The organism is Microvirga mediterraneensis (genome assembly GCF_013520865.1).
Classification (GTDB): Bacteria; Pseudomonadota; Alphaproteobacteria; order Rhizobiales; family Beijerinckiaceae; genus Microvirga; species Microvirga mediterraneensis.
Window position 1 is genome coordinate 2730148 of sequence record NZ_JACDXJ010000001.1, and the last position, 17949, is coordinate 2748096.

Annotated in this window: 15 protein-coding genes; 6 read left to right on the forward strand and 9 right to left on the reverse strand. The window is 60.9% G+C overall.

The window, feature by feature from the left end; genetic code table 11:
• Window positions 1–103 precede the first annotated feature (103 nt).
• From H0S73_RS12965 to H0S73_RS12980, 4 genes are read right to left on the reverse strand one after another with little or no spacing between them, the layout of a single operon-like run.
• Window positions 104–1978: a TniQ family protein gene (locus H0S73_RS12965; protein ID WP_181052558.1), complete on the reverse strand. Its 1875-nt coding sequence runs from the start codon at window positions 1976–1978 to the stop codon at window positions 104–106.
• On the reverse strand, window positions 1978–3057 hold the full coding sequence (locus tag H0S73_RS12970; RefSeq protein WP_181052559.1) for a TniB family NTP-binding protein: 1080 nt from the start codon (window positions 3055–3057) through the stop codon (window positions 1978–1980). The genes H0S73_RS12965 and H0S73_RS12970 overlap by 1 nt, the downstream gene beginning before the upstream one ends.
• Entirely contained in the window at window positions 3058–5301 is a 2244-nt protein-coding gene (locus H0S73_RS26245; RefSeq protein ID WP_181052560.1) for a Mu transposase C-terminal domain-containing protein, read from the reverse strand.
• A complete protein-coding gene (locus H0S73_RS12980; protein ID WP_181052561.1) occupies window positions 5298–5888 on the reverse strand; it encodes a hypothetical protein in 591 nt (196 codons plus the stop codon). Before H0S73_RS12980 ends, H0S73_RS26245 begins: the two co-directional genes overlap by 4 nt.
• A 1865-nt stretch (window positions 5889–7753) precedes the next feature.
• Between H0S73_RS12980 and H0S73_RS12985 the strand changes: the two genes are divergently transcribed.
• Window positions 7754–9907 (forward strand): AAA family ATPase, encoded by a 2154-nt coding sequence (locus H0S73_RS12985; protein ID WP_246388872.1) that lies wholly within the window; start codon window positions 7754–7756, stop codon window positions 9905–9907.
• Window positions 9904–10092 (forward strand): hypothetical protein, encoded by a 189-nt coding sequence (locus H0S73_RS12990; RefSeq protein ID WP_181052562.1) that lies wholly within the window; start codon window positions 9904–9906, stop codon window positions 10090–10092. The genes H0S73_RS12985 and H0S73_RS12990 overlap by 4 nt, the downstream gene beginning before the upstream one ends.
• A gap of 346 nt (window positions 10093–10438) precedes the next feature.
• Here H0S73_RS12990 and H0S73_RS12995 read toward each other — a convergent pair whose 3' ends face one another.
• The 5 genes from H0S73_RS12995 to H0S73_RS13015 form a co-directional block, all read right to left on the reverse strand.
• On the reverse strand, window positions 10439–11272 hold the full coding sequence (locus H0S73_RS12995; protein WP_181052563.1) for a shikimate dehydrogenase family protein: 834 nt from the start codon (window positions 11270–11272) through the stop codon (window positions 10439–10441).
• 95 nt (window positions 11273–11367) lie between these two features.
• The gene (locus tag H0S73_RS13000; RefSeq protein WP_181052564.1) at window positions 11368–12099 is read right to left on the reverse strand and encodes an ABC transporter substrate-binding protein; all 732 of its coding nucleotides are present in this window, start codon (window positions 12097–12099) and stop codon (window positions 11368–11370) included.
• A 31-nt stretch (window positions 12100–12130) separates the two neighbouring features.
• The gene (hpaI, locus tag H0S73_RS13005) at window positions 12131–12898 is read right to left on the reverse strand and encodes a 4-hydroxy-2-oxoheptanedioate aldolase (RefSeq protein WP_181052565.1); all 768 of its coding nucleotides are present in this window, start codon (window positions 12896–12898) and stop codon (window positions 12131–12133) included.
• Window positions 12899–12905: 7 nt separating this feature from the next.
• A complete protein-coding gene (gene hpaH, locus H0S73_RS13010; RefSeq protein WP_181052566.1) occupies window positions 12906–13688 on the reverse strand; it encodes a 2-oxo-hept-4-ene-1,7-dioate hydratase in 783 nt (260 codons plus the stop codon).
• A gap of 61 nt (window positions 13689–13749) precedes the next feature.
• Window positions 13750–14643, reverse strand: a complete 894-nt coding sequence (locus tag H0S73_RS13015; protein ID WP_181052567.1) for a dioxygenase family protein — start codon at window positions 14641–14643, stop codon at window positions 13750–13752.
• Between the two features lie 328 nt (window positions 14644–14971).
• Here H0S73_RS13015 and H0S73_RS13020 point away from each other — a divergent pair, with 328 nt between their 5' ends.
• The 4 genes from H0S73_RS13020 (at window position 14972) to H0S73_RS13035 (ending at window position 17928) form a co-directional block, all read left to right on the forward strand.
• Window positions 14972–15688, forward strand: coding sequence for a GntR family transcriptional regulator (locus tag H0S73_RS13020; protein ID WP_181054325.1), 717 nt, complete (start codon window positions 14972–14974; stop codon window positions 15686–15688).
• Between the two features lie 27 nt (window positions 15689–15715).
• Window positions 15716–16534: a sugar phosphate isomerase/epimerase family protein gene (locus tag H0S73_RS13025; protein WP_181052568.1), complete on the forward strand. Its 819-nt coding sequence runs from the start codon at window positions 15716–15718 to the stop codon at window positions 16532–16534.
• A 71-nt stretch (window positions 16535–16605) separates the two neighbouring features.
• Window positions 16606–17274 carry an amino acid ABC transporter permease gene (locus H0S73_RS13030; protein ID WP_181052569.1) on the forward strand — a complete coding sequence of 223 codons (669 nt, stop codon included), beginning with the start codon at window positions 16606–16608 and terminating at the stop codon, window positions 17272–17274.
• 12 nt (window positions 17275–17286) lie between these two features.
• Entirely contained in the window at window positions 17287–17928 is a 642-nt protein-coding gene (locus tag H0S73_RS13035) for an amino acid ABC transporter permease (protein WP_181052570.1), read from the forward strand.
• Window positions 17929–17949: the final 21 nt, after the last annotated feature.

Below are 17949 nucleotides of genomic sequence, written 5' to 3' on the forward strand. Positions count from 1 at the left end.
TGACGGCTTGAAGGCCGCCATGGGGCGGCTTTCAAGCCGCGGCATAGCCTATTGGAGCACGGAGCAATAGGGCCCAATGCCTGTCGAAGGCACCGGCTTTGCGTCACTCGGATCGTGTGCCTTTTGGGAACAGCCGCGAACTCACTTTGCGAACGTGCTCACGCTCATAGAATGTCACCCGCATCTCCGCAGGATCGAAAACCGGCCTGACGCCGCTGGCCACCAAGGCTTTCTTCAGCGCCATAGGGTGCAGGCCGAGAATGCGTGCCGCCTCGAAAAGCGTGACGTACTGAGCTTGAAACCATTTGAACTCGGCGAAGGGCACGATCCGGAGGGGCGTGCGGCTTGCCGGATGCCGCTGCACCACCGTCTTCAGGACGCCCTTGTCGATGAGGGCATTCACGGCGTGTGAGTTGATCCGCAGGCGCTTGTAGGTCTGGTTTAGGGTGTACCCTTCGAGCTCCGGGCCGCGCACACGCTCCCGGATTTCCCGATCCTCTACCAGGATGCTGTTGTATCCGTGCACGGCGCCGAGGCGGCCCACCCATGCGAGACGGCGCTGGCGGATGAGGTCGACAATTTCAGTCGAGTGGCAGTTCGCACGCTTCGCGGCGTCCGGAATTGAGAAGGTGCCCTCGGGCGCCGCGTCGACATCCCGGGCTTCCGCAGTCAGCGTCTGGAGGAACTGGTCCGCGTCCTCACGGGCATAGCATCGCCAGCCAACCTCCTCATCGGTGCCTTCGACAATCGGCCTGAGGAAGCCTTCACGGATCAGAATGTCGACTTGCACACGATTTGCGTTGAGGTAGGGCATGAGTTCCACGTGGGTCAGAGCGTCACTCAGGCGCCGCAGGAGATCAGCGGTCGCAACGGCGTCGAAGACGACCTCATGGTCCGACTTGCCCAATTGATCCGCTTTGAGATGGCCCGTCTTGGTCAAGATCTTGCGCAGGCGGGACGGGTGAACGCCCGTTTCCAGAAAGGCCGTGCGGAGCGAATGGACCTTCCGCTGGCGCACCGGCTTGCCGAAGAGCTCGTTGCCCGGGCCGAGCGGGGTGTTGTCGACGAGATTGCGGGTGAAGATGTCCCGGAGCTCGTCGTAGGCCGGATCCGAGGTCCCGAAGGCCAGCCACTGGTAGACCCGGCCGAACCAGGCCTGCGGCCCATTTGCGGCGAGCCAGCCGTCCTGGTGGCTGACCCGAAGCTCCGTCAGGAACACGTCGATGGCGGCCTCGCCGGCGGAGGCGATCCCGAACCCAACGTCGCCCGCCCGGATCCAGTCGGCATCGCCCAGGTGGTTGAGGTTCTGCCGGCGGCCGAATACGGCAACCGCGCCGAGCATCTCGCAGGTCCGGGCGGCGGCGTAGAAGGGCAATTTGTCCAGCCAACGGGACGATGAGGTTCGCCCATCAAGCCGCTCCAGGAGATACGTTTCGAGCCTCGATGGAGACGCCGGCACGCTTGCCGCGGCCATGTGCTCAATTTGGTCGATGACGGGCTCGATCAACCGCGCGAAGTCATGGTTGAAGTTGTTGCGCTTGGCGCGGGCAAGTTCAACGAGAGGCGTGCCATGGACCGGGCAGCGTCGGATGTGGGTCAGGTTCCAGATCATGCGGCCGTAAGGGGCGGCCTCCCGCGGCAGATCCGACGAGGCGATGTCCTTGCTCAGGCAGCTCGCGCAGCCCATGACCCGTTCCCGACGCAGGGAGAGCCGCGTCAGAACGGCCTCCTGCCCGGCCCGATACGCCTTGCCCTCGCGCATGATGGCCCCCTTGAGCAGGTTCTCCGACGGGATCCCGACGAGCTCGGCGATCCGTCCAAGCGCCGTCGGGGAGCCATCGACGATGCCCTGGAACGGCACGGCCATCTCAGAGCAGAACACGCGCATCGACGGCCGCCAATTGCGGCACGCAAGACGCGAGACGAAGCTCGCGGGCGTTTCACCGGGCATGAGGCGGACGGTCGGGTGCAGACGCACTAGCGATCCCCCTCGCGCTTCTTGGCCAGCACGACGGAGCAATCCACCTTCAGCCATTTTATGGCGAGGAAGGGGTTCGCGCGGTCGGCGCTGCCGGTTCGCGTGCGCCAAGCGTCCGCGTAATGCTTGATGACCAGTGACGCCGCCTTTGCCTGCAAGGCTTTGGTGATGGCGTCATGGGTGAGCTCCATGCAGATTCCAAGCTCATAAAGACCGGCATGGATTAACCGGGGGACGATATCGCTGGCGAGATCGGCGGGGGCCTCCAGGCCGGCAATCGACGCCAAGTCCTTTACCGCCGCCGCCATCATTCTTGCGTCATGCGGCAGCCGCAGGGAGGGGAGCTCAACGAAGCGGAAGCGGCGGCGGACCTCCCCCCTCGTGTCGGGCTGCTGGCCCTCTGGGCGGATTTCCTCCTCATCCAACTTCTCGAAAAATCCCTTCACCTCCGGCAGGCCGGAGACGACCAGGGCCACTGGCCATGCGGGATCGATCATCAGGGTCTTGAAGGTCTTGCGGATCTCCACGATCTCTCTGGTGTTCGCCGCCTGGAGAACGTTGTGCACCTCGTCGAGATGCAGCACGAGGATCCCTAGGTGCCGCAGTCGTTCCGTCACCAGCTGCCAGATCAACGGGACCGAACGTTCCTGCTGCAAGGGATAGCCCAGCTGCGCCAGCAGGATGATGCCGAGGGCCTTCAAATTGCATGGCGACGGCACGTTGACTGTGATCAGGGCGCATCCGGAGTTCGGGACGTTGTACCCGGGAAAGGCCGGATGGCCTGCGAAGAGGCGGGACAGCAGGCTGCTCTTCCCCGCGCCTGTCTTGCCCAGCACGCCGAGGGAGCGTGCTTCGCGGCGATTGCCTGGGCCGAACGGCTTGTCCGGGTCGACCCTCATTGCAAGCTCCAGAAGGATGTCGGCAAAGGCGCTTTTCACCTGCTTGTCGCGGTCAGTCCACAGCACCCGCGCCTTGACGCGCTCCATGATCTCCAAGCGCCTGTTTTCCTCCTGATCGAAGCTCTGGAACAAGCGCTCGACGGACGCAGCTCCCGCAGGGCTCAGATGAAATTCGGTCATCTACTCATCCTTTCGAGTTCCCATGTGCCAGTCCGGTGTCTCCGTCTCGTCCGATCCGTCCTCGCCTTCACAGGACTGTGGGGCAGCGGGGTAGGGCGGTGGCAATTCGGAGGGCGCATCCGCCGCGCTTGGCGCCTGGCCGGTGCGAATGATGCCATCGAGGATATCGCCCGAGGCGAGTCCGTCGGGCGCATCGGGCCAGTCCGGCAGGGAGAATGCAATTGTGAGACGCGCCTCTGCCTGCTCGATCTCCTCCGGCGTGCTGAGCTCGTTGGCGATACCGGCCTGCTCTTGGAGATCCCGACTGAGCGTCTCAATGGCCCGTACAGCTTCCAGCACGACCGGCCGTACCAATGCCGCCGCCTTCTGGAAGCGGGCCCGCAGTTCGGTTGAGGCCGCGATCCAGGTACGCAGCGAAACGCTGTCGAACTCCGGCTTAAGGCATGGCACGGTGACCCAATATGGGCCGCACTTCACTGAAATCCGTCCGATGTCCTCAGGATCGAGGCGGATCTCCAGGTCCACGCTGCCCTTCCTGAGCAGCCACTCGTGGAGTTCCCTGCTCTGGTACCGCAGGCCGAGGATCCGGACGCCGCCGTTGGACAGCTTGCGGGTGAGCAGGATGCCGAAAATTGCCCGTTGTGTGTCGCGGTCGGGGAGCCCGATGCGCCCGAACTCCCTGGAAATGCGGATCCATGCGTCCCGAGGGGTTTCGCCGCCCAGTCCCTCGTGCGGGCGGTTGTGGTAGTCGTCGACGACATACCGGACGAGCGCCCAAGCGAGTTCTTCTAGTGGCACGCTCGCGTTGTCCTCTGAGTTGTAGTCGCCCTTCTGAACGATGTTCGCGAAGGTGCGGCCCGAGAAACGCGAGATCAGCCCCGTGTGGATGGTGGAGAACATGCGCTCGACGTAGGGGCGCAGATAGGACATTCCTGCTGGCGGATGTTCGAAGGTCGCACCCAGGCCCAACGCGGCGCGCCGAAAGGCGTCGCTCGAGTAGCTGCTGCCCCAGTCGGTCACGATGAGGCCGATACCGGTCGCCATGAACCAGGGCTTGAGGGCCCCGACAGCGTCTGAATAGATTTGCTTGTCGCGGATGGCCATCTGGAGCGTCGCACAGGCCTCCATGGCCTTCGGGGTCGGTGAAAGCCGCATGCCGAGAACGCAACGGCTCGCGACGTCGATGGCGACGTAGAGCCACCAACGCTGCCGACCGACGGCCTTGCGCTCCTCCTTCGTCATGAGGCGCCAGGCCCCCGACTTCACAAGCAGGGTCTGCAATGGGACATTCCACTCGTCCATCTCGACTCGCTGGCCGACGCGGGTGACATCAGGACCGTTGCCGAGCATCGGGTACTTCAGCTTGGCCGCGTCCCAGTGCTTGCGCCTGGCATACACCCAGAACGGGTCGAGGTTGGCGATCTCCTTATAGAACCTCCGTTTGCTCGGCACCGGGATCTTGTCCTTCTCGGCGCGGCCTTCGTTGAGTTTGTCGATGTCGCCTTCCAGGAGGTCGTAGAGATCCTGCCGGTCAGGACAATGTGGAGCAGCGAACTCGATGGCACGTATCACCAGGGCGTTGTGAGCCTCCGGCGTCAGCCGCGACTGGCGGTTGCCGCTGTTGCGATAGCCGTCCCGCAGGGACATCGGATCCCACTCGTGTTCTTCCAGAATGGCGAGCCAGCGCTCAAGGGAGCGCACGGACGGCTGCCATACGTCGGCCTTCCTGTTGCCGAAGCGTGGTTTACGCGGCATGCCATCCTTGCGCGGCGACAAAGCCTTCCTGGCCGCCTTCTCCTTGCGGCGGTTCAGAACCTCGTTCAGCGCCGCGATCTCGTTGACTTCGACCGAGATCTTCGCGATGGCGCGGTCAATGTTGTCGTGGGAGCGGTTGGTCGAGCCAGCCCGTTCCATCCTCCGGAAGCGGTGGCAGTATTCCCATTTCAGAAGAACCTGGGGGACCTCCTTGTGGGGAATATCGGCCCACCGCTCGACGCCACCGCGTTGGCGCGCCTTGACCTTCGCTTCCCTGAACCAGCCGGGGTCATAGCGATAATTGGGCTGCCTCTCGATGACCTCCATTTGGTTATGAGAGAAGCCCTCGATCATGTCGGGATCGTCTACACGCGCGAAACGGTGCCCGCGCCCGTCGCTGTCGATGCAGCGGTAGGCGATTTTCCCGATGAGGATGCGGTCATCGCGCTCGTACCGGATCGGGGAGACGGGGACTGGCTGAGTGATCACGGACGCTCTCCCGCCTGCTTGGCCTGACGGACCCACATGGCGCGGTTGATCCGTCCGTTGCTGCAAGTTTCCAGCGTGCCGTCGGCGATGGCCCGCACCACGGCTCGGAAGCCGTCCCCCTCCAGTCCGGCCGCCTTGATCAGGCAGTCGGCCGTCGTGGCGCCCGAGAGTGTTGCTGCCACCTCGCGGATGCGCTGGTCAACATCGGCGTCGGGATGCCGCTTGCACTCATGGATGAGGGTGGCGTTGTGAACGAGGGCTCGTCCCAGCGTCTTTTCGGTGATGAGCCCCACGCTGTGCGCGAAGCTCGTGGACAACTGCGGAGCGATATGGGCGAGCAGGCTTCGCAGGCCATGCTTGGCCGCGTACTTCTCCGGCTTGACCATAAATGCTACGCGAGAGCCGTCGCTGCGGGTGAGCAGCAGGTCGAACCAGTGCCTGTGTTCTACGCCATCGTAATCGACATATTTGACGAACGGCGGCTGCTCCACCAGGGACGCACAGTCCCGGCGGGCCAGGAGAACATAGACCGCCTTGGCCTCAAGGCCGCTTTCGGTAAGGATTTCGCGCGGGTCGTCGGCCGTCACCAGAGATACGCGCGAGGAGAACCGCGGCTTCGGCGCAGGCCAGCGTTCGGCTTGGGACGGAGTTGGTTCGCGCCAGCGGTGGGGGAATGTCGCAGGTTCACAATGGCCGCCAAGAGTGGCTTTGTTTATCTCTGAAGGCATTGGCTCACCTCACTAGGCGAACCACCCCGATGACGGATCGTCTGCAGTGCTTGCTTTCGATAAAGCAAGCGTGCGAGTCTGTCGTCGCTGGCGGCAACGCCGGCTAAGGACGCCGCTCCAAAGCGGCGGTTCGGGGGGAGAGCTCGCTGATGCTGTTCGGCAGGGCGAGCATCACTGATGGGGACGTTCTAGGTGGCCGCCTGGGGCGTCCCTTATCGTATGCACGTTTAAGGCTTCGTCATCGCAACCTCCTGGAACTTACGCGGCTCGCAACGGCCAAGAGGCGATCTGCAAACCAATTGACCGAGGATATCCCTGGACCCTCGGCGGACATATCGAAGGCACATCCATTGCCTGAGTCGAGTCTAAACGGCTGAGAGAGAGGGGCTGGAATTTCGGACTCAGCGGGACACAAGGAATCGTTTGGAGACGCCGCGCAGCAAGGACTCCGATGAGATTGTGGAAGGATGTCTTGAAACTATGCGGGGCTTGGTGGCGAGGCACGAGATCCCTGTTTTTGCCGTACTGCTAGTGCATCATGTATCCTTCCGCAGTAAAACGAACGACGTTCTTGCCGTATCCTTGAGAGACTCCTTGTAGGAGCGGCATTTTGTCCTGGGCTTCCTAGACGTGTTTTTCGAGCTGGATAGCAGCTGTATGGCCGCTCGCTTCGCGAGCGAATCCACCTCCAAATGAAAAGACATCCACTTAAAGAGCTCAGCATTCTGACTGCCCCGAGCATGGTTTAAACCGACATCGTCAACATCGGCGCGAGTGCAGACTCCACGCGTTTCGGCCTACGGACGACCGACTCCGGTGTCAGATGTTGTGAAATGTCGAGCGAAAGAAGTCCGGTGCAGACCATCGCAAGAACGGCCTCGACAGCATCCACGTCGGGAGATCTGACTAGGAGGCTAAGCTGCGAGAGCGGCAAGCCATCGGGAGCCTCAGACAAGTGCTGCAGAATCCGAATTCTGTCACCGGGAGCGACTGGGACGCGGCGGGTCGACCATACCATGCATGCAGTCGAGGCACGTGGCTCGGACAGTACATACGCCCGAGGCAGAACCACAAGTGGATACCCCGAGGTCTGTCCTGTTCCCTCGTTCATATCCGACAGGCCAACGATTAATGCGGAAGATCTGTAGATTGCGAGGAATGCGAAGCCCACATCCCAGGGTAATTCAGGAGCCGGGATGGGAGATGGGTCCATCCGAACGATCGTGGGATCGAGTGCAGCCTGTAAAAGACCGTCTCGATGCCACCGCAAAGGGTAGCGTAGAGGCTGTTCATTCTTGAACGATAGGAATCCGGGATACTCGCCGCGCGCGGCGTCTGTGGAGGCTAAACGCATGGGGAGACCTGCAGGCCCTCCCAGCCGTTGGATGATCGCGGATCAGAGCCGCGGGAGGGGACGGCTCAGGGGGCGCTGATGCGCCAGACGTTTCAGTCCAAGTGCCATTTTGCAGTCCGCCGGCCGGCTTCATCGGTCCGTCCCTTATGAAAGGAACAAGAAAAGAATCCCGTCAAGTGCTACTCGAGTGCTACTAAAGCCAGGTATTGCAGTACGCATCCGGAGCTGCATAAATCACGCTCGATCTCATCACGCATGTCGCGCGTGATCGTAACGACGCCCGTTGCTGCGAGGCTCATGCCCGCGAACCGCGTCGCGATCTTCCTTCCAAACCTCTGACCATCAGGCGCCTGCGCCCGAAGGAGATCCCATGCTCAAGCGACTGTCTCGGCCCAAGCGCGGGCCAATGCCTCCACCGCTGGCTTCCAGCGCAACTGCGGAAGCTGACCTTCTGGCGCGAGGCTTCCTAGACGCCCTTGCAAGAGAGGAGGCGGATCGTATTCGATGGGGGCTCCGGGTCGCAACGGATCCGGACGATCCTGTGGAGCCACTCACGAGCGATGGCCCAACTGAGATTGCTGATGAAATACGTCGGCCTCCTTTGCGCGCCGACCTCGCCGCGGTGGCGATTGGGCTTGCCCGCGCCATGGAGCGACAGCCTGATCTGATCCGGCGACTTCGTGGTGAAGCGCCGGTCGTCGTTATTGAGGCCAGCACCGGCGCGATTGTTCCCTTGGTAAGACGCGTCCTGACACGATGCGCACTGCCGGAGAATGCTTCTGTGTATGGCGCTGAAATCGGCTCTCATCGACCTGAAGGGCCTGCTGCGCTCATTCTGGCGCGGGAGGGTGGACGAGACGACCGACCCGATGTTGGGAACGAAGTCGTGGCCCATGCGCGCAACATTCCGATCCCGCTGATTGGTATCGCGCCGGATCCCCACAGCCATCTGCCCCGGGACCTGATGAGGATTGCTGAATGGCACTTGGCGCTGCCTCCGCTCGACATGGCAGCGCTCGAGTTGATCATAGAGGCGGTCACGGGGGAAACGCCGACCCGCCTTCTGGCCCCTGAAGGATTGCGCGGCCTGACGGTGGCGGATCTGCCGCTTGCGATCTGCCCTGACCGCAGCGCAGATCGCTGCATTGAGGCACTCGAATGCATCGCTGCTCGGGAAGACATCCTGCCAGACGGTCCAACCCTCGACGATCTTGCTGGTTATGGCGACGCCGGTACCTGGGGGCAGGAGCTCGCAGCCGACCTCGTTGCCTACAAGGCAGGCAGACTGAGCTGGGATGAGATCGATCACCCGGCCCTTCTTCTGAGCGGCCCGCCCGGGGTGGGTAAAACGTTGTTCGCCCAGGCTCTCGCCCAGACAGCAGGAGTGCCACTCATCGCAACATCGGTGGCGCAGTGGAACGCATCCAAGTACCTCAGCGGAACTCTTCAGGCGATCCGCTCAGTATTCGCCGAAGCGCGGAGGCGGGCGCCATGTGTTCTCTTCATTGATGAGGTCGATGGAATTTCGGACAGGGCCGTCCTCCGCGGTGAGTACGTCGAATACTGGGGCCAAGTCATCAATTCGGTTCTTGAAGAACTTGCAGGCGCGGAGGACCGGCCTGGGGTCGTTGTTGTTGCGGCGACGAATTATCCAGAGCGGCTCGATCCAGCTCTCAAGCGCGCAGGGCGCCTCGACCACGAGATCAGGATCGAGAAGCCGGATCTACCTGCACTGACCGCGATCTTTCGGCATCATCTCGGAGCGGCTTTGCCCAATGACGACACGGTGCCAGCGGCGATTGCAGCCCTCGGCTGCACCGGGGCCGATGTCGAAGCGTTCGTTCGGCGGGCGAGGGGAGTGGCACGCCGGGCAGGGCGCGCGCTCGCGTTGGACGATGTGCTCGATCAGATACGGGCCAGTCGGCCCCAGCTGGGACCCGAAGCCCGGCGGCGGATTGCAATCCATGAGGCGGGTCATGTCGTGGTGGCTTCGATCCTTGGGCCAGGCTCTGTTGTCGGTGCGAGCCTGCACTCAGAGGGCGGAGTGGCAGAGGTGAGCGCCACGTTGGATGGCACCGCCACCCTTGAGATGTGTGAGCGGCAGCTCGCGATCCTGATGGCTGGACGTGCTGCGGAGGCTCTGGAAATGGACGAGATCTCGATCGGAGCAGGAGGAGGGGATGAATCGGACCTATGTCGCGCTACCGAACTCGCTCGTGCAATCGAGACGCAGTTCGGGCTCGGGCTCACAGGAAATGCTTATGTCCCTGACAGCCAGAGCTTTCTGGTTCCTGGGTTGATCGACGCTGTGCGTAACCGCCTCGGGTACGCCGAGGAGCGGGCGGCATTGATCCTCACTGGGCATCGATCGGCACTTCAGAAGATCGCGGACGCTCTTGAAAGCAAAGGCACTCTCTCAGCCCAGGAAATCAAGGAACTTCTCTCGTCGTCCGAGAAAAGTGACGTCGGGAGGCTGGACGTATTTGAGCCAGCCCTTGTCCAGATCAAAGGGAGGAACCCATGACACAGGGCAAGAATGGTGATGACAACGCATTGGCAGAACTCGCCAGCGCCGCGGAGGTACTCGCGAGTGTGCTTGAGGTCGAAAAGAATGAGATCCTCAAGCAGCTAACTGAGCTTGTGAACCGCCGCGCCGCACTTGAGAGGGTGAAGAAGCGGCCGAGCCTTCGCCTGGTTCTGGATCTCTGACGACAGGCCGCCACCTGCGTAAGGCGGGTGGCGGCTCAATGGAGTGCTTACCCCCAACGTGCACCGTTCCCGCAGCTCTTCATCTCAAACCAGTGGTGTCCAGGCGGGGCAGTCGGGAAAGAGAGGGCCGCTTTCCAGCGAACAGCGGACATTTAGTCCGGATGCGGGATTTCCGGGTTTGACCCGCAGCAGACCCTCGCAAGCTATAAACCCGGCGCCGGCTAGTCACTTTGTGACTTCGCCGATCTGTATCGCCGAAACCTCATACTGAAGTTCGCTATGCCTTATAGGTGGATCTGGCTAGCTCTGTAGTACCCAAGCGATCCCTATCGCTCCAAGGCATGAATTAGTATGCAATCTGGGCGACAGCCCGAAGTTCTTCCGGTGTCGTGCTGCGGAAGCCGAAGAATTCCAAGTATGCGGGGATCTGCTCGAACAGCATGTCGGTTCCGACTTGGATTGGACATCCCTTGTCTCTGGCGGCGCGAAGAAAGGGGGTGATCTCCTGCTTCATCACGACCTCACCGACGAAGGTACTCGGCGCGATCCGTGTGACGTCCATTGGGAGCGGATCGCCATCCTTCATGCCAAGTGGTGTCGCGTTGACGACGACATCGTACCCCGTGGGATCGTTGGATCCTATCACGGTTTGAAGCTGAGGATAGTGCTGGCGTAGTCGGTCGCTGAGTGCCTCCGCCGCTGCGGAGTGGTTATCGAATAGACCAATCGCGCTGATTCCCGCGGCAGCCAGTGAGGCCGCTATGGCCGACCCAACTCCCCCGCTACCGACAACCAGGACCTTCGCTCCGGTGAGCTTCTGTCCTTTGCGCATGAGCCCGCGCACGAACCCTGCGCCGTCAAACATATCGCCCAGGAGAGAGCCGTCGGAACGCCGCAACACGGCATTGCATGATCCAGCGACCTTCGCCGTTGTGCTCACCTCGTCCAGGAGAGAGATCGTCGTGATCTTGTGCGGCATGGTGATGAGGGCGCCGCGAATATTGGTGAGGCGAAACAGGCTTCGGAAAACATCCGGGTAGTCCTCGGCTTTGACGCCCATAGGCATCACCACGGCATCGATCCCGTGCTTCTCGAAATAGGGATTGTAGATCATCGGTGCCCGAAAGGACTCGGTCGGATATCCGAGATGCGCGATCAAGGTTGTCTTTCCGCTGATCATCTATGTCTCCAATTCTGATCGTTTGCCGGTTTCCTCCCTTGCGAGGAACCAAAGTGTTATGAATTGTCGAAAGACCTGAGTCCCGAATGGCTCTGTCAGGGCCCTGCAATTGGAACGCCGGCTTGGCCGTTCCGATCGAGAACCGCACGCAAAGAACCCGACGTTTTCAGATTTTCGATGAAGTCGTTCAGATACTGCCCTCCGACCTCTCGGCCCTGGGGCGTCGCCAATGCCTGCCTGATCGTCATAAAGGGGTCCGGCAGGACGCGGAAACCCGGCCGTTGAGTCGCAAACGCCTCCAGCGCCTGTCGAACGCCGGCCGCGGCTTCCAGCCCTTCAGTCGCAAACATCTCGAGGGCGGCGTTAGGGGTAGGAGCCCGAACGATCTCTGCATGCTCCAGATGGCGGCTCAGATACAGATCGTAGGCCGCATTCAAGCCAACCGCGATTTTTGTCCCTGTGCGGTCGAGTTCCGCGACCCTGGTGAAGGTTGCGTCAGAGCGGACGAGGTATGTGCCCTCGATGACCACATAGGGCGACGAGAAGATCACCCGGGTTGCCCGGGCCGGCTCAATGGCGAGAAACGCCAAATCCCATTCGCTCCGGTCGAGTGCGTCGAAGACCCGTCCAGCGGTTTCGTAGGCGATGAGCTGGACGGGGCGGCCGAGGGACCGGCCGAGTTCCTGAGCGATGTCGACCGAGACACCTTGCGGAAGTCCATCAGGACCTTTGCGGGCAAGAACCGGGTTGGCCGTATTGATGGCGGCGCGTACGACCCCAGTTGGTGCAAGGTCGCGAATGGCAGCATCCCGCATGCTGGGGGGCATGTCGATCCTCCTCAAAGGTAAGAGTGGCCGCTCACTTGGACTTGAACTGCGCTGCAATCTTCTCCGACGTGCGGGCCAAAATGCCGACATCGATCGCAACGGCCGTGAAGGTGGTGCCGAGAGTGATGCATCGCTCAGCGAAGGCGGTGTCCGGCGTCAGAATACCGGCCGGCTTCCCGCAAGCCCGAATGCGACGGATCGCATCCTCGACAGCTGCCACGACATCCGGATGTCCAGGCTCGCCGACGTGACCGAGACTTGCGGCCAGATCAGCTGGCCCGATGAAGGCCCCGTCCACTCCCTCAACCGCAGCAATTTCCTCCAGGCTGGCAAGAGCCTCAACCGTCTCGATTTGCACCAGAAGGCAAAGCTCCTCGGACGCTCGCTCGGCGTAGCCGGCGGCTCGCCCGAACCGGGTCGCGCGTGTCAATCCCGAGACGCCGCGAACCCCGGCGGGCGGATAACGCATAGCCGCAACAGCCTGACGGGCCTCATCCGCATTCTGCACGTAGGGAACGAGCAGCGTTTGCGCCCCGATGTCGAGAAAGCGCTTGATCAATACGGTGTCGTTGCTGGCAGGCCGCACGACGGGGGATACGGCATAAGGTGCGACGGCCTGCAACTGGCTCAGAACCGTGAGGGGATCGCCTGGCGAGTGCTCGGTGTCGAAAAGGAGCCAGTCGAATCCAGATCCTGCAACGGCTTCCGCGACATAGCTACCGGGTAGGCTGCACCAGAGACCGACTTGCTGGCGCCCTTCAAGGAGGGCGCGTTTGAAGGAATTTTGCGGGATTGTCATCATGGCCTCAAATAAACGAGACGCCAATGGCACCGAGCGGTCCGTAGTCCGCATGGATCACGTCGCCCTTTGCAATATCGACCGGACGGGTGAATGACCCTCCGAGCACAATCTGCCCCCGTTTCAACTTGGCTCCGACTGCGTGAAGCTTATTGACGAGCCACGCAATTCCGGCCGCCGGATGCCCCATCACCGCCGCCGAGACGCCCGATTCCTCAATGATCCCGTTCTTAGACAGGGTCGCACCAACCCACCGGACATCGATGTCCATGGGTCGGATCGTTCGACCACCGACAACAATCGCGCCAAAGGCCGCGTTGTCTGCAATCGTGTCGACAATGGCGCGGGGAACCTCGGTGCGATAGTCGATAATCTCAAGCGCTGGAAGGACGAACTCGGTTGCCCGCAAAACATCGTAGGTCCGGATCCCAGGACCCTCAAGATCCTCGCCCATGATGAAGGCGAGCTCAACTTCAAGGCGCGGCTTCAAGAACAGGTCAGCACGGATCTGGGCACCGTCATTGTACATGGCATCGTCAAGAATGCGGCCGTAGTCCGGCTCGGTTATCTTCGAGGCCATCTGCATGGCGCGCGAAGTCAGGCCGATCTTATGGCCGATCACGCGGGCACCCTTGGCGATCCGAGCCTCAGCCCAGAGATCTTGAACCCTATAAGCGTCCTCAATTTCCATATTCGGAAAGGTGCGGCTCAGTTGCTGGATCGGAACTCGCTCACGCTCAGCGCGCAGGATCTCCTCAGCGGCGCGACGGCGCTCGTCTTCAGTCAACATAGGTGTTTCCTCTCGTCCGGTCGGTTAAAATCTTGATCTGAAAATGCGGGTTCCGCATTCGCTACTTGATGGGGGCGCGCGGGAGGATCGCCTCGCCAGGCTCCATCACGTAGACGTAATCGAGCGAGTACCATGGTGCCGCGACATCAGGGTACGTGGGATGCGGTTCATCGTGCCGGATGAAATCGCCGATAAGCGCTTTTGTGACGCCGAATTGAACGTCGGTGTCGATGTGTGGATCATGCGGGTCGTAGACCTGCGAGATCAGAACCTTAAACCCTGGCTTGTAGATGAGCGCGTGAAGGTGCGCCGGCCGGTACGGGTGCCGATCCTGTGCCTTGAGGAGCCGCCCAACGACAGTATCAGTCGGAATAGGGTAGCCAACCATTTTCACGGTGCGGAACCAGAAACGACCGTCCTCGTCGGTCGTGAACTTGCCACGGAGGTTCATCTCCGCCTGCTCGGGATCTTGGTTCTCGTACAGGCCCACGGGGGAGGCATGCCAGACGTCGACTTCGGCACCAACGACCGGATTTCCGGCAGCATCCTGAACACGGGCATTGACGAAAAGCGGGTCGCCCGGCGTGTCGGAACGGATGATTGTCCCGCCGTTAGGAACGGCTGGCGAGTTCAGCCGCCAGAACGGACCCAGAAGCGACTGTGATGTCTCAGTGTTGCCGTTGTCGCCGTTGTTGAGCAGGCAAACCAAGGACGAAACGCCGAGTGAGCCAGCCATCAGCACCATCTCGTTATGGGTATCGCTCGCGAGCTTGCCCATCTCGTTCAGAATGGCAGTCGCCTCTCGAAACTCGGCTTCGGTCAGCCTGACGTCGCGAACGAAGCCGTGCAGGTGCTTCACCAAGGACGTCATAATCTCGCGTAAGCGCGGGTCGCGGGTACGCCCCATGACTTCAAGGACGGCTGGCGTAACATCTTCTTGGCGTTCGATGAGCATGGTCGCACCTCCTGCCTCAGATACCTCCATTATAATCGATTATTTGTCAATAAACGATCCGCTGGATCGAGCCAAGCAACACCCGGAAGAACAGGCGATTAGTCTAAATACTTGTTTTAAATAGTAACTTTGCTCGTTGTCGCGCTAATCAGCCTGCTTACGCGGTTGTTTCCGCCGCAGTTTGACAAGAATAATCGTTTATCCTATCGATTGTCGATGAAATGCGCCCGTCGCTAAGCGCGGCTGATCTGAGGAGGCCGGAGCAGTGCCAAAGCCGACTACTCGCCATCAAAGGCGAGCCGCTCCTATTGCCTCGCCCCCGCCTCCGATCGAGTCAGGCGAGCTTCGCCAAGCTCATAGTTCCACAGCTCTGATTGATGACGGAAAGAATACTATCGCAAGTCAGCTGGTCGATCGTCTGCGTGAGGCAATCGTGTCGGGCCAGCTTGAGGCGGGTAGCAAAATTAACCTGGAGAGAGCGCGTGAGAGCTTTGAGGTCAGCCTCAGTCCGTTGCGCGAAGCCCTCGCCAGGCTGATCTCAGATGGATTGGTCGAGTTCGAAGATAATCGCGGTTACCGCGTCTCGCCGATTTCTCTTTCTAATTTGGAAGAACTCACCAAGCTTCGTGAAGAATTCGAGACATATGCACTAAGGCAGGCCATCGCTGTCGGGGATGTCGATTGGGAAGGCGATGTCATGCGCTCGCTCCATCGCCTGAATCGCGCGGTTCGTGATCCGGCTATGCCCGAGACGCTTGAGCAGTGGGAAGCCTATCATCGCGAATTCCATCTCACCCTGATTGCAGGCTGCCGAATGCCTCAACTCCTGAGCTTCTGCCGAAGGATGCTCAACCTGAACGACCGCTATCGCCGAACGTTCCTCCGGGCGACATCAGGAGACCGAAACGTGAGCGCCGAACACAGTGAAATTGCCCAGGGTGCTGTCGCCAGAGACGTCGAGTTCGCCTGCAAGCGATTACGCGAGCACATTCATCGGACAGGCACCAACCTTCTCCACCATCTAACCGGCAAAATCGCGCCGTAACGATTGGCATTGAACGGAAGCGCCAGAATGAAGCCACATACGCCTCCACCACTGGGCCTTGCACACTTTACCTGCATCGACGTGGCCCCTCTCGATCTTGTCCCTCTTGCGGCGACAATCGGTTATAAGGCCGTTGGGCTTCGCCTGTACCCAGCGTTTCCAGGTGCACCCTTCTACGCGTTGCCAGCTGGAAGTGACGTTTCCCGAGAGATGTGCCGCCGCCTCGATGGGGAAGGCGTCCACGTCTATGACATCGAGTTCGTGCCAATTACTGAAGACTTCGTTCCGGCTTCCCTCACTGAAACGCTTGAGGCTGCCGGAGCGCTGGGGGCCAAACGTCTCAGCGTCTGTGGCGATGATCCCGATCGCGCCCGCCTGATTGCGAACTTCGCGGGTCTGTGTGATCTGGCCGATCAGTTCGGCATGGGTGTTGATCTCGAGGTCATGCCCTGGCGCCAGGTTGGGACGATCCATGACGCTGCGGCTGTCGTGCGGGATGCAGGCCGCCGCAACGGCGGTCTTCTTGTCGATGCCCTTCACCTCTCCCGATCCGGTGGGGACCCTGCGGATGTGAGCGCGCTACCGCCCGAATTCATCATGAGCGCTCAACTCTGCGACGCACCTGCAATACGGCCCACGAGCACGGAGGCCATCGTTCAAGAGGCGCGAGCTGGTCGTCTCCCCCCGGGGCAGGGTGACCTGCCCCTCTCCCGACTGATTGCCGAACTGCCTGACCATACAACGCTTTCCGTCGAAGTTCCGAATGCGGGCCTTCCGGCGGAGGAGCATTTGCGGCGCGTTTTCCAAGCGGCGCAGCAGACAATCACAGCCGCGACGCTCTCCTGAGGATAGCAGAGCGGCAACACACTCGTAGACTGATCCAATTGAGAAGATCGGCTTGAGACAGAGGAAGCGCTATGGACTATCAGCTCGATTTTGGCCCGGTGATCGAGGGGCTGCCCAACCTGCTGTGGGGCTGCCTTGGCACAGTCGGCCTTGCGCTCGGTGGAATGGCGCTTGCGATTGTGATCGGGATCGGCGGCGTTGTTCTACGGGACTCTCACATTAAGCCCCTGCGTTGGCTTGTCAGGGCCTTTGTCGAACTCATCCGAAACACGCCTTTTCTCGTCCAGATTTACTTCATCTTCTTTGCGTTGCCTCTTGCCGGCGTACGTCTCAATCCGACGGTAACCGCAATCATTGCACTTGGCATCAATGGCGGAGCCTATGCCATCGAGATCATCCGCGGTGGAGTGCAGTCGATCAACAAAGGGCAGATCGAAGCCGGCCTTGCCCTTGGCCTTCACAAGGCGGACGTGTTCCGCATGATCGTCCTCAAGCCGGCTCTCAGGGCAATTTATCCATCACTGACGAGCCAATTCATTCTGCTGACCCTGACGACCAGCATCACGTCGGCCATTGCCGCGTACGAGCTGACCTCCGTCGCGCAGATTATCGAGTCTAACTCATTCCGCAGCTTTGAGGTCTACGGGGTCGTTTTGGTCCTTTACCTGATCATGTCTTGGCTGCTGATGAGAATGTTCGCGCTCATCTCAAAGCATTATTTCAATTATCCGGTGAAGTGAGAGGGAAAGAGAATGGGTTGGGATGAATTTCTTTTTCTCCTCAAGGGGCTGCAATGGACGGTGGCCTTGTCAGCAGTTGCCTTTATCGGTGGTGCGGCCGCAGGCTTGCTTGTTGCGCTCGCCCGTACCTCGGGCATTCGCGTCCTCGAGCGTATCACAGCGGGCTATATCGCGGTGTTTCAGGGGTCGCCCCTGCTGTTGCAACTGTTTGTCGTTTATTACGGACTTGTCCTCGTGGGGATTAAGCTCGACGCCTGGGTTGCCGTTGCAATCGGCTTCACCCTGCATGCAAGCGCCTACCTCGGCGAGATCTGGCGAGGGGCTATTGAGGCCGTGCCGCGCGGCCAGACTGAGGCGGCCAACGCCTTGGCCCTTCGATACATGTCGCGCATGAAGGACATCATCCTGCCGCAAGCAATCCGGATCTCCCTGCCAGCAACGATCGGATTCCTTGTCCAGCTCATCAAGGGCACCTCGCTTGCGGCGATCGTCGGCTTTACGGAGCTGGCACGTGCGGGAAGCATCATTTCGAACCAGATATTCCAGCCCTTGCTCGTCTTTGGGATCGTGGGCGCCCTGTATTTCATCCTTTGCTGGCCGCTGTCCGTCTACGGCACATGGCTGGAACAACGGTTTGCCGCCGCTGCCCGGTGAAGCAGCCCGGCGACATCCCCT